Genomic DNA, 14,734 nt, shown 5'->3' on the forward strand with positions numbered 1-14,734 from the left:
AAAAAGTGTTTATATTAACAAGAAGAAGAAAAATTGCCACATTGGTTGTTGTGGACAGCTTGTTATTAATCGCTGCAAATAGTGCAGCAGCTAAATTCATGAAGCCGTTTGTATCTATATCAATGGACCTTATTTTAATCTCTATCGGTTTGTCGATTGGTTTTTATTTATTTTATGGTAGTTTATTCAAAGTTTTCACTCGGATCAATCGCTATACAAATTTAAGAGAGATCATTGCAATTTTTAGTTCACTATCTGCAAGTGCTGCCTCAAGTATCCTCATACTGCTGTTCATTAATCGGCGATACAGTTTACGGTTAGTTATCTTTGCTTATCTGCTTTCGCTCTTATTGATCATCGGTAGCCGATTGATCTGGCGTATCTACATCGAAACAAAAAATATGAGATATGTATCAGCAGATTCTGCTAAAAATACCTTGATCGTTGGTGCTGGCGAAGGCGGGCGTATTTTATACAACAGCCTTCTTGGATCCAAAACAGCTCAAGATATCCACGTTGTCGGGTTTGTAGATGATGATCCGAATAAAAGAAATACGTATCTTTCAGGAAAAAAAGTATTAGGTGCATTAAAAGATATTCCGGAATTGATTGAAAAATATGACATTCAAATGGTAACGATCGCTATCCCTTCCTTATCAAGAAAAAAATTACGAAGAATCTTCGAGTTAGTCGAATCCGCTCATGTGAAAGTCAATACGATGCCTTCTATAGAAGAACTTGCTTCAGGGAAAATTAGCGTATCAAAATTAAAAACAATTGACGTAGTGGATTTACTGGGAAGAGATGAGGTAGAGTTGGATATTGAATCCATCAAAGATCAGATCACAGACAAAGTCATTCTTGTCACCGGCGCAGGAGGATCGATCGGTTCAGAAATCTGTCGGCAAATCATTCAATTCAATCCTGTAAAGCTATTGCTTTTAGGACATGGGGAGAACTCGATCTACTTGATTGACCGTGAGTTACGCACGCATCATCAAAAGTGTCCTACAGAAATCGTACCGATCATCGCAGATATCCAAGATCGCAAGAAAATCAATGAGATCATGGAACAATACCACCCAGATATCGTCTACCATGCAGCCGCTCATAAGCATGTACCATTGATGGAATACAACCCAAAAGAAGCAGTCAAAAACAATATTTTCGGTACAAAAAATGTAGCAGAAGCAGCCAAAGCAACGAAAGTAAAAAACTTCGTCATGGTCTCGACAGATAAAGCCAACAATCCGCCAAACGTCATGGGTTCAACAAAACGAATCGCTGAAATGATCGTGACTGGGTTGAATGAAGAAGGATGTACGAAATTCTCAGCTGTCAGATTTGGGAATGTCCTTGGTTCTCGTGGTAGTGTGATTCCAGTATTCCGGGAACAAATTGCTCAAGGCGGACCAGTCACTGTAACAGACTTTCGTATGACCCGATATTTCATGACGATTCCTGAAGCGAGTCGTTTAGTTATTCAATCTGGCGCATTAGCAAAAGGCGGCGAAATCTTTATTTTAGATATGAGCGAACCAGTGAAGATCGTGGATCTAGCCAAAAATATGATTCGATTGAGCGGATATAGCGAAGAGGAGATCGAAATCATTGAAACAGGTATCCGTCCAGGGGAAAAACTATATGAAGAACTATTGTTAGATAAGGAAAGAAATGATGAAGCAGTTTATGAGAAAATCTTTGTAGGAAACATCAAAGGCTACTCAATACAAAAAGTGATGGAATTCGTCAATAGCCTGCCGCAAGACGACGAACAATTGGCTAAAGACGTTGTCACTTTTGCAAATGCTTCGAATAAGTAGAAAGCAGGAAAATGATAATGGAAAATAATAGAATTTTATTAGCATCTCCTCATATGAGTGAGGAAGGATATGAACAAGAGTATGTAAAAGAAGCATTTGATACAAATTGGGTTGCTCCTTTAGGTGCGAATGTGAATGGATTTGAGAAAGAATTAGCAGAATACGTGGGAGCTAGTCATGCTGCCGCATTATCTTCTGGAACAGCAGCTATACATTTAGCTTTGAAAGCGGCTGGGGTCGGTAAAGATGACATAGTGATTTGTCAGTCCTTGACGTTCTCAGCTACGGCTAATCCAATTCTCTATCAAGGAGCTATACCTGTATTTGTTGATAGTGATTACGAAACTTGGAATATGAAACCTGAACATTTGCGAACAGCGCTAGAAAAATATCCTAACACAAAGGCTGTATTAGTAGTACATTTGTACGGTTTATCAGCTAACTTAGACGAAATTACTAAAATATGCAAAGAATATGAGGTTACTCTAATTGAAGATGCTGCAGAATCATTAGGAACAACATATAAAGGAAAATATACTGGTACATTTGGTGACTATGGAATTTATTCTTTTAATGGAAATAAGATAATCACAACTTCAGGTGGCGGAATGCTTGTATCCAATGACAAAGAAAAGGTGGAAAAAGTGAGATTTTGGGCTACACAATCTCGTGAGAAGGCACGCCATTATCAACACAATGAAATTGGCTATAATTATCGAATGAGCAATATCGTTGCAGGTATCGGTCGAGGACAATTGAAAGTTTTAAATGAAAGAATTGAGAAAAAACGATATATTCATAGTTTTTATAAAAAAGAATTGTCTAAATTGTCAAATATACAATTCATGCCAGAAAATAATTGGAATGAACCGAATTATTGGTTAAGTGTCATAATAATAAAGGGAATAAATACGAATCATCTTATTGATGAGTTAGACAAAAATAATATAGAAGCCCGCCCAGTATGGAAACCAATGCATTTACAACCTGTTTTCAAAAATTATGATTATATTGGAGATGATGTAGCAGAAACTTTATTTGACTTAGGAGTATGTTTACCATCAGACACAAAGATGACAGATGAAGATTTGAAAACAGTTGTTTCTACAATAAAGAGGGTGGCTAATAATGAGTGGAAAAATTTTATATAAAAATATAATTAAACGAATATTAGATCTAGTAATATCAGTGTTACTTATAAGCATTCTTTTCCCTGTTTTGATTATTATAAGTATTCTGATAAAGGTTACATCAAATGGGCCCATCTTTTTTAAACAAAAAAGAATTGGGAAAAATGGTTGTACCTTTCACATATATAAATTTCGTACTATGTGTGTAGGAGCAGAGAATATAGGAGATGGATTATCAGTAAAGTCATCCAGTGATAGCAGAATCACATCAATCGGTAGGATATTAAGAAAAACTAGTATAGATGAAATACCTCAATTATGGAATATTATAAAAGGGGATATGTCCCTTATTGGTCCTAGACCCCCAGTAACATATTTTCCATATAAAGGTTATGCTAATTATCCTAGTTGGGCAAAAAAAAGATTTACTGTTAGACCAGGTGTGACAGGGCTTTCTCAATGCACTGTAAGAAATTCTGTAGTGTGGGATAAGAGGATAGAAATCGATAATATATATGTTGAAAAAATTTCTTTTTTATTAGACTTGAAAATTTTATTTCTTACAATTTTAAGAACTTTGAAACAAACTGATATATATGGTGGAGGTAAGTTATATAAAAATGAATAAAATAAATTTTAATATTCGTCCTATTGAGTTTGAGGATGCTTCAGTTATTTATGAATGGAAAAATAATCCACAAATATTTAAATATCTTGGAGGTGGATATAAACCACAGTCGCTTACTGAAATACAGAGTTATATGAATTCATTACTGAAACAAACAGAATCTAATCAAAGATTTTTAATTGTTAATGAAGAAAGGCAAATCCCTGTAGGGCTAGTAGGACTATACAACATTAAACAAATCCATGGCACCTGTGAGATAGGAATATATATTGGAAATAAGGAATTTCAAGGTAAAGGTGCTGGGAGTATTGCAGTGAAAAAGATTGAATACTATGCTAAAAATTTTTTGAATTTAAGAAAAATCTCTCTTTTTGTTGTTAGTAATAATATTTCTGCTGTAAGATTTTGGGAGAAAATGGAATATTGCCTTGTAGGAACTTTAAATAAAGAACGGTATATTGATGGTCAATATATGGATGTTCAAATTAGAGAAAAATTTTTGTAAACAGGAGAAAGTGTATGAATGGATTAATTCTAAGTTGTGGAACAAGAAATAAAGTTATTCAATATTTTAAGAAAGAACTATCAGCTTCTAAAGGTAAGTTAATTGGTGCAGATTCAAGCAAATTTGCTCCTGCTTTATATGATTGCGATAATTATTACTTAGTACCTAAATTTACTGAAAATAATTATATAGAAAAAATTTTGGAAATCTGTAAAAAAGAAAAAATTGATTTTTTATTATCACTTATTGATACAGAATTAATACTTATTTCAGAAAAAAGAGAGTTATTTGAAGCCTTAGGGGTGAAAGTTATAGGGCCAGACTTACAGATGGCACAAAAGTGTTTGAATAAAAAAGATATGTATTATTTACTTAATAAAGTAAATGTGAAAACTCAAAAAAGTTATTTTTCAATATCAGAGTTTAAAGATGCGTATAATAAATCAGAAATATCTTTTCCAGTATTTGTAAAGCCTATTTTAGGAAGTGCGAGTCTAGACATCAATCGAGTGTACAACATGGAGCAATTGGAATCAATATTTTTATTTTCAAAAGTTGAATTAATGATTCAAGAGAATATGAATGGTAGGGAATATGGCGTAGATTGCTATATAGATTTGCACACTGGTGTCTTAATAGAAATATTTATAAAAGAGAAAATCAAAATGAGAGCTGGAGAAACAGATAAATCTGTATCAGTTAAAAATGCTGAAATTTTAAGTTTAATTGAAGATTTTTTTAACAAAGTCTCAGGTTTTTTTGGTCCTGTAGATATAGATATCTTTGAAAAAGATGGTGAATATTATTTATCTGAAATCAATCCTCGTTTTGGCGGAGGTTATCCACATGCTTATGAATGTGGTATAAATTTTCCTAATCATATTATCAATAATCTCGGAGATGAGTTAACTCCTCAAAAAAAGCTTGAATATCCAGAAAATATTTTTATGATGAAATATAATGACATAAAAATCAGAAAATTTTAAAGGAGATATGTATGAATTGGTTGTTGATTCATCCTTTCGGATATAGTAGAAGAACGGAACGTTTAGAAGAAGTTTTAACAGAAAAAAAAATAGAATTTTCAATTGTAGCTTCTAATTATTCTCATACAAAAAAAGAAAAAATAAATTATATCGAACAGGAAGGAAAGTGTATAATTCCAATTAAAGTCATACCATATAAAAAAAATATTTCAATTAAGAGAATTATATCACATTTATTTTTCTCTATATCTACTTTTTTATTTATAAAAAAGAATAAACCTAAAAATGTTTATTGTAGAATACCACCGAATTTACTATTGTTCTTATTGGTCAATTTTTGTAAGGATACCAAAGTTCTAGTAGATGTATATGATCTTTGGCCTGAATCTTTTCCAAAGAAAAAAAACAAAATTATTGAACATCTATTTGACATATGGAGGTGTTTAAGAGATAGCTCATTAACTAAAACTCAAGCTACTGTTTTAGAATGTAATTTATATAAAAAGTATCTACCAATAAAAGATGAAAAAAAAATGTTTACTATATATCCAGAAGCGTTGAACAACGAGTCTTTTCAAGTTGAAATTAGTAATTTAGGTTTTATAGACAAAGAGATTAATTTTTGCTATTTAGGAACAATCAATAACATTGTAAATTTTGCAGCGATGGAATCTATTTTTGACATAATTCCTGCTAATTTTTCTTTTTCTGTTCATTTTATGGGCAAAGGCGAAAAAAAAGAAAAATTTGCTGATATTGTAGAAAAATATGGTGGTAAGTTTGTAGACCATGGACCAATTTATTCTGATGTAGAAAAGAATAAAATTATTAATAGATGTCATTTTGGACTAAATCTTTTTGCAGAAAATACAATTATTGGTTTAAGTTTAAAATCTATTGAATATTTTAAATTTGGATTGCCAATTATATCGAATTTAAGAGGAGACACTTTTGATTTTATCAAGAGCAAAGGGATAGGAATTTATTATTCAGAAATTTATAGTTTTTATGATCTGTGTAATTATTATAAGGAAGATCATAATGTAAGATTGAGAGTTAGAAAACTATATGAAGAAAAGTTTTATAGTAACACAATTCTAAACCAATGGGAAAAGATTATTGGAGGATTATTTAGTGAATGAAAAAATCGGTATAATTATAGTTACTTATAACCCTGAAAGTGAATTATTAAGAATTATAAATTCCTTGGAAAATTATATTACTGTTATAATTGATAATGGGTCAACAGAAAGCGAAACAAAATCTTCTTTACGAAAGCAGTCTTTCCAAAAGAAAAATATAAATTTTATAGAACTTGAAGAAAATAAGGGATTAGGATTTGCACAAAATATAGGGATAAGTGTACTAGAGAAAAAAAACGTAGAATTTGTTGTATTATTTGATCAAGATACGATGTTTGAAACTGTTTTTTTAGAAAACCTAGTATCTACATTTTATAAAGCAGAGTCTACGTTTCCTCAATTGGGAGTATTGGTCCCTGTATATTATGATAAAAAAAGACTTAAATTAGCAGATTTTACTGTAAAAACCAAAAAAAAATATATTAAAAAACAAGTAAATCAGCATTTTTTAGAAATTGCATTTGCAAATGCATCTGGAATGATTTTTAGAATTGATTTAATAAAAAAAGTTGGTAACATGCGAGAAGATTTTTTTATTGATCAAATTGACATTGAATTTTGTGTAAGAGTGAATCATAATGGATATAAAATAGTGGCTACAGACTATCTACAAATTACACATACTGTAGGTGAAGGGAAACTAATTAAGATTGGAGGGATGAGCATACAACATAGTAATCATAATGAGAACAGAAGATATTACATTGCTAGGAATTCTATCATTATGACAAAATTGTATAGTACCGACAAAATGTTTATAAGTTTAATTAGGAAAAGATTATTTAAAACAATAATTATTTGCTTATTAGAAAAAGATAGATTTAACAAAATCAAGTATATTATCAGAGGAATCAAAGATGGCTTCGACTACAATAATTCATGAGGAGGAATCTATACTGAAATATCATTGTAAAAGGTCTAACATCGATAAATTATCTAGTCTACTTATAGGTCTATTCATGTGGATTTTAATGGGGTTTAATAGCTACAATGCAGACTATAAAGCCTATGAATTTTTATACAATAGAATATGCTTATATGGTATTAATTCAGATCCAGGAATTGAAGTTGGATTCAAAACATTAATGTATATATTTAGTTTTTTTTCAAATAATTATCAAGTATTTCTTTGTGTTACTTCCTTTTTTTGTATATTATTTTTAATTGTAATAGTTGCTAAATATACAAATCATGTTGCATTCACTTTAATCCTTTTTTTTATATTTGGATTTTTTTCAAATGCAATTCAAATTCGTAATTTCATTTCTATGCTTTTTATATTGTTTGCTATACGTGTCTTTATAAATACGATGGGAAAAAAATCATATATATATTATATAATTTTAGTAGTAATCGCTTCACTATTTCATATAACATCATTATTTTATTTAGTTTTAGTTTTTATCAAGCTTAAAAAGAAGTATATAAATGTATTGATAATCACTATACTATTAACACTACTCTTTACAGGTAATAATTTACAAAACTATTTTTTGGATACAAAATTTGTGACTTACTTAGACGGAGAGAATACAGCAGGTGGATTGAAAAATGTTCTACTCTTAATATATTTTGCTGTTAATATAGTTATTATAAAAAAAATGGTTTTTAATTTAACTGATTATAATAAAAATAGTTTGTTTTATTATATTTATATTATAAATTTATTAGTTTCAACTAGCTTCTTATGGGTACTTATCAATAATAATTTTATTCGACTTATAAGAAATATTTATTTATTGAACTATGTTTTATATTCTCACTTTTTTTATAAGTTTTATAAAAAAACAAAAATAAAAAACTATTTTCTTTTAATCATTTACTTATTTTATATTGTATTTTCTGCGTATTTTTTTACTATAAAAGGTTCAAGTATAGAAACTGGTTTTTTAGCATTATTTAAAAATAATATTATTTTTAATTATTTATTTTAAGAAATTTTATGTGTTACAAAATGAAGAAATGAAGGAAAAGTATGAGTGAAAGAGTAAGATCTATATTAAAAAATTTAAATTATACAGTTTCGGCTAATTTTATTGTTTTATTTGTTTATGCAATATTGTATTTAATTGTACCCAAATTTCTAGATTTAGAAAACTATGGTTTATGGCAGTTATATATATTATACTCAGGATATGTTGGATTTTTTCATCTTGGATGGCTGGATGGAATTTATTTAGCTATTGCTGGGAAAGAATATAGGGAGTTAGATAAACAAAAATTAGGCACCCAATTTTGGTACTTTTTGTTTTTTCAATGTATACTCTCTTTATTTTGTATAATTTTCGTTAGCTTCTTTTTTAAAGATAAAAATTTAAAAGTTATACTTTGTTTAACTGCAATTTCGATAATTATAGTCAATTGTAAACAATTTGTTCTTTTTATTTTACAATCCACGAGTCGAATTAAAGAGTATGCGCAGCTATCTAGGACAGATCGTTACATTTATGTTACTGTTTTAATTATTTATTTATTAAACTTTAAGAGTTATTTAGGCGTAGTAATTCTTGATTTACTTTCAAAACTTATTATGACTGTTTGGGGATTGTATTTGATAAGGGATATTCTTTTTATAAAAATAAAGACATTCAAAAGTATCTTTCCTGATATTATCAATAATATCAAATCAGGTAGCAATCTTATGTTTAGCAATATTGCAAGTTTTTTAATTACGGGAGTAACAAGGGTTTTTGTTGAGCGTGTTTGGGATATAAAGACTTTTGGTCAGTTGTCGTTAGTACTTAGCATCTCAAATATGGTTTTAACGTTTGTAAATTCAGTTGGAGTCGTGATGTTTCCACTACTTCGTAAAACAAATGCAAAACAGTTACCAGTGCTTTATTTAAATTTGAGAAATTTATTTGTTCCTTTTACTTTTTCTTTGTTGACAATGTATTTGCCAACAAAAGTTATTTTACAGATTTGGCTTCCACAATATTATCAAAGTGTTGTATACATGGGTATATTATTTCCTATGATAATTTTTGAGAGTAGAATGGCTTTGCTAGTAATGACTTACTTAAAAACAATTCGTCAAGAACGTAAAATTTTATTTTCTAATTTAACAGCCCTATTATTTACTATTGTATTTACATTTTATAGTACTATTATAGAAAAATCATTGAGTTTAACTTTAATTTTCTTGCTCGTTAGTATTATGATTAGATGTATAATTGCAGAGGTGTTATTAGTAAAGGAATTAAAAATTAATATTAGTTATGACCTATTCCAAGAGACTATATTAGTAGCTGTTTTTATTTTTAGTAATTATTATATAGATACGAATAGTGGACACATAATTTATCCTATTATATTTTGTTTCTATATCTTTTTTATAAGAAAAAAAATAAAAAAATCTATTTACTTTTTTAATTATATAATTAAAAATCATAATTAAATACTTAGAAGATAAAATAGTTTTTTAACGCTTATATTTTTAGCCATTCATTTTAATAAGTCAAGTCCATAATCCTGTGTAAAATACTATACAATGTTTTACCGGTCTCTCATTGATCAAACTTAATATATTTTCTTGTAGAACTGAGCCATTCGTCATGAAGGTCCATAAGGACAGCTCCAATTAATCGATTGGCAGACGTTCGGTTGGGAAAAATCCGAATAATCTTTTCTCTTCTGCGGACTTCCTGGTTCAGTCGTTCAAGAAGGTTGGTGCTTTTTAGCCGATTGTGACCATTTCCGATAACCGTGTATTGAAAGGCATCTTCGAAGCCATTATCCAATGTTTCGCAAGCTTTTGTATATTTAGACTGGTCGATATATTCACCGACTAAGGCATTCTTAGCTGTTCGAGCGAGTTCAATATCCGTAAACTTAAAGATCGCTTTTACTGCTTCTCTAAACGGTTTTGAATTCTTTTTTGGAATGGAACTGAAGATGTTTCTTAAAAAATGGACCTGGCATCTCTGCCAACTTGCGTTGGTAAATGACTTACGAATTGCAGACACTAGGCCTTTATGGGCATCAGAAATGATGAGTTCTGTCCCCTGTAGACCGCGTTCTTTTAAGTATTCAAAGAAGATGGACCATGTGTCATCACTTTCTTCATTTTGGATCATGAAGCCAATGATTTCACGATCACCACCTTCTGTTATCCCGATCGCAATATGGCAGCTTTTAGAAAGCACTCGATGGTCCTCACGGACTTTTATGTAGAGAACATCAGTCATCAGATAAGGATAACTCGTACCTGAGAGTGAACGGTTCTGCCATTCGTTGACCATCGGGTCTAACTGCTCAGTCAGGCTAGAAACAAAAGATTTCGATACCGATTTTCCACATAGCTCTTCAACAATCTTTGAAACTTTACGTGTCGAAACGCCTGAAACATACATCTCAAGCATTGAAGCGAGCAGTGCCTTTTCATTTCGCTGATAATGCTCAAACACCGTCGGTGAAAATTCACCATCACGTGTTCTAGGCACTTTTAACTCGAGTGTGCCCACACGAGTCGTAAAGTCTCGCTCATAATAGCCATTTCTTTGACTCTGACGACTTTCTGAACGTTCATAGTCATCGGCTTGAATATATTCTGTTCGTTGATTTTCCATCAATTGGTTGAAAACAGTGGTCAAAATATTTTTAGAAACTTCATCTTTTACCGAATATTCAATAATACTTTGAACCTCTTCGTTGTTCAGTGTAAAATGTACTTGGGTCATGTAACGTCCTCCTGGGTATGTTTTTGTGGTTAAAAACATTGTACCGTAAAAGGGCTGTTACATGGCCTTTTATCTTTTACACAATTATATGGACTTTATCTTTTAATAATTAAGAAATACTAATTTATTATACTATTTCTGCTTACTATATTGATTTAGACAATTTGTCATAGACTAAAGAAAGATTAAAAAAATAGACTGTTAAAAAAATTTAATAAAGCGCAGAGACTGATTATCTATAGTTGACAAAAAGTGAATTTCCACTTAAATAAAAATATCGACCAGATTTCTTTTTCAAAAATCTTGGTCGATATTTTTAATTGCTAAAACTGTTAATGAATTTTTATTACACTTTTATTTACTATCTACTTCCGCTTCTGCTGCTTTCCTGCGTTGCGGCCTTTGTTGTTTGTACTGTTTTTGGGTTGCTTGATTTGTTTGGTTGCTTGTTTGCTGTCAGCTGGTTTAGCTGATTCTGTCACATCTTTTCTTGGAGTGACGACTTGTTTTGGTGGGTTTTGTTTCAACTCTTCTGCCACTTGTGCTTTCAAACGTGGTTTCATCATAACGTTTGTGATGAATGTTTGCAGACAGCTGAACACACCACCGACTACCCAGTAAAGTGTAACACCGGCTGGCGCACTAATCGACATGAAGACGATCATAGCAGGAGAGACGATCAGCATCGTACGCATCGTCTTTTTCTGTTCTTCAGGAATACCGATCGTTGAGATATATCCTTGAAGCAGATAAGCGACCCCTGCAATGGCAACAAGCACCATACTTGGTGAGCCTAGATCGATGCCGTAGAAAGATGATTCCCGAATACCTTCTGTATAACGTGCCGTAAAGTACAAGGCAGAGAAGATCGGCATTTGGATCAATAGAGGCAGACAGCCGATTCCGCCGGTCATACTCAATCCGTTTTCGCGGTATACTTGCTGCATTTCTGCTTGTGCCGCCATTTGTTCTTCACGTGTTGTTGCAGCTTTCAATTTTTGTTGGGCTGCTTCAACTTGTGGTTTTAACGCTTGCATTTTTTCAGATTGGATCATTGTTTTTTTCGATTGACTAATACCTAGTGGCAAGATGATGATACGGACGATCACAGTCATTGCAATAACTGCCCAGCCATAAGACCAATTGAAATTCTCAACTAGATATGTAATCGCTTGGCCCATAGGATGGACGAGTACTCGATAAACGATTCCCGAAGTGTCAGGGTTTCCGTTTGAATCCATCCGCACACAGCCAGATAAAAAGAGCAGGATACTGACAAGTCCGGATCCCAATAACCAGTTTTTCCATTTATTCATAGAATACTTCCTCTTCTATAATTTTTACACAAACTTAACTATACTAAAAAAGCGCATGGAATTCAATCAACTTCATAGAAATTTCATATAAATATTCGTTCTTTTACGTAGCGAAAAATTTTGAAAAAAAGACAAAAAATCAAGAAAGAAATACTAGGAAAAAGTAGAATGATTCCAAGTGTTTCTTTCTTATTTTAATAAACTAAAAACTTTTTTGTTCTGCCCGAAAAGCGGAGACAAATGAACTCACTGCAAGTGATAGATCAGCTTTTTCACTGCTGTCCTTAATGCTTGAGGCAAAGCGCCTCAAAAACAACCTTATCGACGGTGTTCAAAAGTCAGTTTCTCGGTATTAAGTCAAATTTTATGCAAAAATGTGGAAAGCCATTTTCACAAAATTCTCCTTACTACTCAAAACTAAGCGACTTTTTCACAACCTTATTGACGGTGTTTTATCAGCTGCCTCTCGGTATTAAGTCATTACATTTCAAAATATGAGAAGCTATTTTGAAAATGTTTCTCCTTAATACTCGAGGCAAAGCGCCTCAAAAACAACCTTATTGACGGTGTTCAAAAGCTTGCATCTACGGCATTAAGTCCAGCCTGTTGAAAAATATGGAGAGCTATTTTTCACAACCTGTCCTTAATGCTTGATGCAGACCAGCTTTTTCACAACCTTATCCCACCACATCAAATTTCTTTCGTTCCTCAATCATCGGGTCTTCTTGGACATCCACATACTGCACTCGTCCACTTGGGCTCGGTGATTTCTTGACTTCTTCAATAAATTTCTGGATGATGTCGTCATTGCCGATTGCTTCGATCGTGACTGAGCCGTCATCTTCGTTTTTTACCGTTCCGGTCACGCCTAACTGATCAGCAACCATCTTGGTCATGTAGCGAAATCCTACGCCTTGGACGCGTCCTTGGACGTTCATTTTAACTTTGCGCATGTTCGTCACCTTTCTTTCCTATTTTATAAATTAATGATACCGATTTTTTTAGGATGAAACAAGCTAAAGCACCTATTCCATGATATAATCATGGGGAGGTGAGGAATGTGAAAGAGATCCAATCAGCAAAAAATCCAAGAATCAAAGAATTAAAAAAACTACATAAAAAGAAATATCGGGAAGAAAAGGAAGAATATCTTTTGGAAGGGTTCCATCTGATTGAAGAGGCTGCGTCGTCTGATGCAGAAATAAAAGAACTTTTTGTGACACAGCGAGGCAGGAAAGAATGGGGAGACTGGCTGGCCGCAAACAAAGAGATTTCTACTTTTCTAGTTTCGGATGAGGTCATGGATGCTGTATCGGATCTACCTACACCACAAGGAATCTTAGCAGTAATGGCGTTAGCGGCTGAAGGCGCGCCAGATTTTTCAGGAGGTTGGCTGTTATTAGATAATGTACAAGATCCTGGAAATGTAGGGACGATGATCCGTACGGCAGATGCATTTGATATGGCTGGTGTTTTATTAGGCAAAGGAACGGCAGATATTTATAGTACAAAGGTGCTACGGAGCATGCAGGGAAGCAATTATCATTTGCCTGTGTTGCAAAAAGATTTGACAGAAGTGATCCCTTTAATGAAAGACAAAGGGTTCACAGTGTATGGCACAGAATTAAATGAAGAAGCACACGCATTAGACAAAGTAGAAAAATCAGATAACTTCGCAATAATCATGGGGAATGAAGGTCAGGGGGTAAGTCAGGAAATCTTGTCTCTGACTGACCAGAACGTATATATCCCGATGAAAGGAAATGCGGAATCGTTGAATGTTGGGGTTGCGGCAGGAATTGTTCTTTATCATTTTTCTTTATGATTAAGGAACTATTAAGCTTTGGCTATTTTATCCAAGGCGACTAGAATAATCCGAACACTGGTGGTATACTTAGATCAATTTCAGAAGAAAATGAAATTCAAAAAGGTGGCAGATCGATAATTATGACAGAAAAATGGCGTGAAGACGAAGAATATATGTCTTATGTAGAAGATCTTTTAGAAACAGAAGCAGTGAAAAAATTAGCGAATTACACACAGCATGTTCATTCCACTCGTTTGGAGCATTCCATCAGTGTTTCTTACTATAGTTATCTGCTCGCAAAAAAATGGGGTGGCAATGCTAAAGCAACAGCGCGTGCTGGACTTTTGCATGATCTGTTCTACTATGATTGGCGTACGACGAAATTCGATGAAGGTACACATGCGTATATCCATCCAAGAATTGCTGTAAAGAATGCAGAAAAGATCACCGAATTGTCGGATCTTGAGCGAGATATCATTTTGAAGCACATGTGGGGCGCAACGATTGCACCGCCTAAGTACAAAGAAGGATATATCGTAACATTCGTAGACAAATACTGCGCAGTCAAAGAAGCCGCTCAGCCTATGTCAGCAAGTATGCGTAAGAGATGGCAACGTTACTTCGGAAAAGAATCCTCGATTTAACAGGTATAACCAATAATAGACCATATTGAGGTTGTGACAGAAGTGGTCAGCTTCAAGAAATAAGAAGGAATTTA

General features: G+C 32.6%; 14 protein-coding genes. 11 read left to right on the forward strand and 3 right to left on the reverse strand.

Annotated features, from left to right (window positions below):
* Window positions 1–5: 5 nt before the first annotated feature.
* Genes AC1F25_RS01920 through AC1F25_RS01960 form a run of 9 tightly spaced genes read left to right on the forward strand, consistent with a single transcriptional unit; the run spans window position 6 to window position 9,611 of the window.
* Window positions 6–1,823: a polysaccharide biosynthesis protein gene (locus tag AC1F25_RS01920; RefSeq protein ID WP_479994205.1), complete on the forward strand. Its 1,818-nt coding sequence runs from the start codon at window positions 6–8 to the stop codon at window positions 1,821–1,823.
* A gap of 17 nt (window positions 1,824–1,840) precedes the next feature.
* The gene (locus tag AC1F25_RS01925) at window positions 1,841–2,974 is read left to right on the forward strand and encodes a DegT/DnrJ/EryC1/StrS family aminotransferase (RefSeq protein ID WP_104674325.1); all 1,134 of its coding nucleotides are present in this window, start codon (window positions 1,841–1,843) and stop codon (window positions 2,972–2,974) included.
* A complete protein-coding gene (locus tag AC1F25_RS01930; RefSeq protein WP_104674326.1) occupies window positions 2,952–3,581 on the forward strand; it encodes a sugar transferase in 630 nt (209 codons plus the stop codon). The genes AC1F25_RS01925 and AC1F25_RS01930 overlap by 23 nt, the downstream gene beginning before the upstream one ends.
* A complete protein-coding gene (locus tag AC1F25_RS01935) occupies window positions 3,574–4,086 on the forward strand; it encodes a GNAT family N-acetyltransferase (RefSeq protein ID WP_104674327.1) in 513 nt (170 codons plus the stop codon). The genes AC1F25_RS01930 and AC1F25_RS01935 overlap by 8 nt, the downstream gene beginning before the upstream one ends.
* A 14-nt stretch (window positions 4,087–4,100) precedes the next feature.
* Window positions 4,101–5,072: an ATP-grasp domain-containing protein gene (locus AC1F25_RS01940; RefSeq protein WP_104674328.1), complete on the forward strand. Its 972-nt coding sequence runs from the start codon at window positions 4,101–4,103 to the stop codon at window positions 5,070–5,072.
* 11 nt (window positions 5,073–5,083) lie between these two features.
* Window positions 5,084–6,214, forward strand: coding sequence for a glycosyltransferase family protein (locus AC1F25_RS01945; protein WP_104674329.1), 1,131 nt, complete (start codon window positions 5,084–5,086; stop codon window positions 6,212–6,214).
* Window positions 6,207–7,097 (forward strand): glycosyltransferase, encoded by an 891-nt coding sequence (locus AC1F25_RS01950; RefSeq protein ID WP_104674330.1) that lies wholly within the window; start codon window positions 6,207–6,209, stop codon window positions 7,095–7,097. Before AC1F25_RS01945 ends, AC1F25_RS01950 begins: the two co-directional genes overlap by 8 nt.
* Complete coding sequence (locus AC1F25_RS01955; RefSeq protein ID WP_104674331.1) at window positions 7,072–8,148, forward strand: EpsG family protein; 1,077 nt, start codon at window positions 7,072–7,074, stop codon at window positions 8,146–8,148. Before AC1F25_RS01950 ends, AC1F25_RS01955 begins: the two co-directional genes overlap by 26 nt.
* A gap of 41 nt (window positions 8,149–8,189) precedes the next feature.
* Window positions 8,190–9,611 carry a lipopolysaccharide biosynthesis protein gene (locus AC1F25_RS01960; protein WP_325908207.1) on the forward strand — a complete coding sequence of 474 codons (1,422 nt, stop codon included), beginning with the start codon at window positions 8,190–8,192 and terminating at the stop codon, window positions 9,609–9,611.
* A gap of 109 nt (window positions 9,612–9,720) precedes the next feature.
* Here AC1F25_RS01960 and AC1F25_RS01965 read toward each other — a convergent pair whose 3' ends face one another.
* The 3 genes from AC1F25_RS01965 to AC1F25_RS01975 form a co-directional block, all read right to left on the reverse strand.
* Window positions 9,721–10,893: an IS256 family transposase gene (locus AC1F25_RS01965; RefSeq protein ID WP_142432588.1), complete on the reverse strand. Its 1,173-nt coding sequence runs from the start codon at window positions 10,891–10,893 to the stop codon at window positions 9,721–9,723.
* Window positions 10,894–11,258: 365 nt separating this feature from the next.
* Window positions 11,259–12,209, reverse strand: a complete 951-nt coding sequence (gene yidC, locus AC1F25_RS01970; RefSeq protein ID WP_002291748.1) for a membrane protein insertase YidC — start codon at window positions 12,207–12,209, stop codon at window positions 11,259–11,261.
* Between the two features lie 677 nt (window positions 12,210–12,886).
* Window positions 12,887–13,162, reverse strand: coding sequence for an acylphosphatase (locus tag AC1F25_RS01975; protein WP_002289551.1), 276 nt, complete (start codon window positions 13,160–13,162; stop codon window positions 12,887–12,889).
* A gap of 107 nt (window positions 13,163–13,269) precedes the next feature.
* Here AC1F25_RS01975 and AC1F25_RS01980 point away from each other — a divergent pair, with 107 nt between their 5' ends.
* The gene (locus AC1F25_RS01980; protein ID WP_325908208.1) at window positions 13,270–14,034 is read left to right on the forward strand and encodes a TrmH family RNA methyltransferase; all 765 of its coding nucleotides are present in this window, start codon (window positions 13,270–13,272) and stop codon (window positions 14,032–14,034) included.
* Window positions 14,035–14,156: 122 nt separating this feature from the next.
* Window positions 14,157–14,660, forward strand: a complete 504-nt coding sequence (locus tag AC1F25_RS01985) for an HD domain-containing protein (protein WP_002291751.1) — start codon at window positions 14,157–14,159, stop codon at window positions 14,658–14,660.
* The last annotated feature ends 74 nt before the right edge of the window (window positions 14,661–14,734 follow it).

This window comes from Enterococcus sp. M-BR2, assembly GCF_056612775.1.

Coding starts and splice junctions, on each gene's coding strand:
- AC1F25_RS01925 (WP_104674325.1), top strand. CDS start 1,841: ATGGAAAATAATAGAATTTTATTAGCATCTCCTCATATGAGTGAGGAA.
- AC1F25_RS01930 (WP_104674326.1), top strand. CDS start 2,952: ATGAGTGGAAAAATTTTATATAAAAATATAATTAAACGAATATTAGAT.
- AC1F25_RS01935 (WP_104674327.1), top strand. CDS start 3,574: ATGAATAAAATAAATTTTAATATTCGTCCTATTGAGTTTGAGGATGCT.
- AC1F25_RS01940 (WP_104674328.1), top strand. CDS start 4,101: ATGAATGGATTAATTCTAAGTTGTGGAACAAGAAATAAAGTTATTCAA.
- AC1F25_RS01945 (WP_104674329.1), top strand. CDS start 5,084: ATGAATTGGTTGTTGATTCATCCTTTCGGATATAGTAGAAGAACGGAA.
- AC1F25_RS01955 (WP_104674331.1), top strand. CDS start 7,072: ATGGCTTCGACTACAATAATTCATGAGGAGGAATCTATACTGAAATAT.
- AC1F25_RS01960 (WP_325908207.1), top strand. CDS start 8,190: ATGAGTGAAAGAGTAAGATCTATATTAAAAAATTTAAATTATACAGTT.
- AC1F25_RS01965 (WP_142432588.1), bottom strand. CDS start 10,893: ATGACCCAAGTACATTTTACACTGAACAACGAAGAGGTTCAAAGTATT.
- yidC (WP_002291748.1), bottom strand. CDS start 12,209: ATGAATAAATGGAAAAACTGGTTATTGGGATCCGGACTTGTCAGTATC.
- AC1F25_RS01975 (WP_002289551.1), bottom strand. CDS start 13,162: ATGCGCAAAGTTAAAATGAACGTCCAAGGACGCGTCCAAGGCGTAGGA.
- AC1F25_RS01985 (WP_002291751.1), top strand. CDS start 14,157: ATGACAGAAAAATGGCGTGAAGACGAAGAATATATGTCTTATGTAGAA.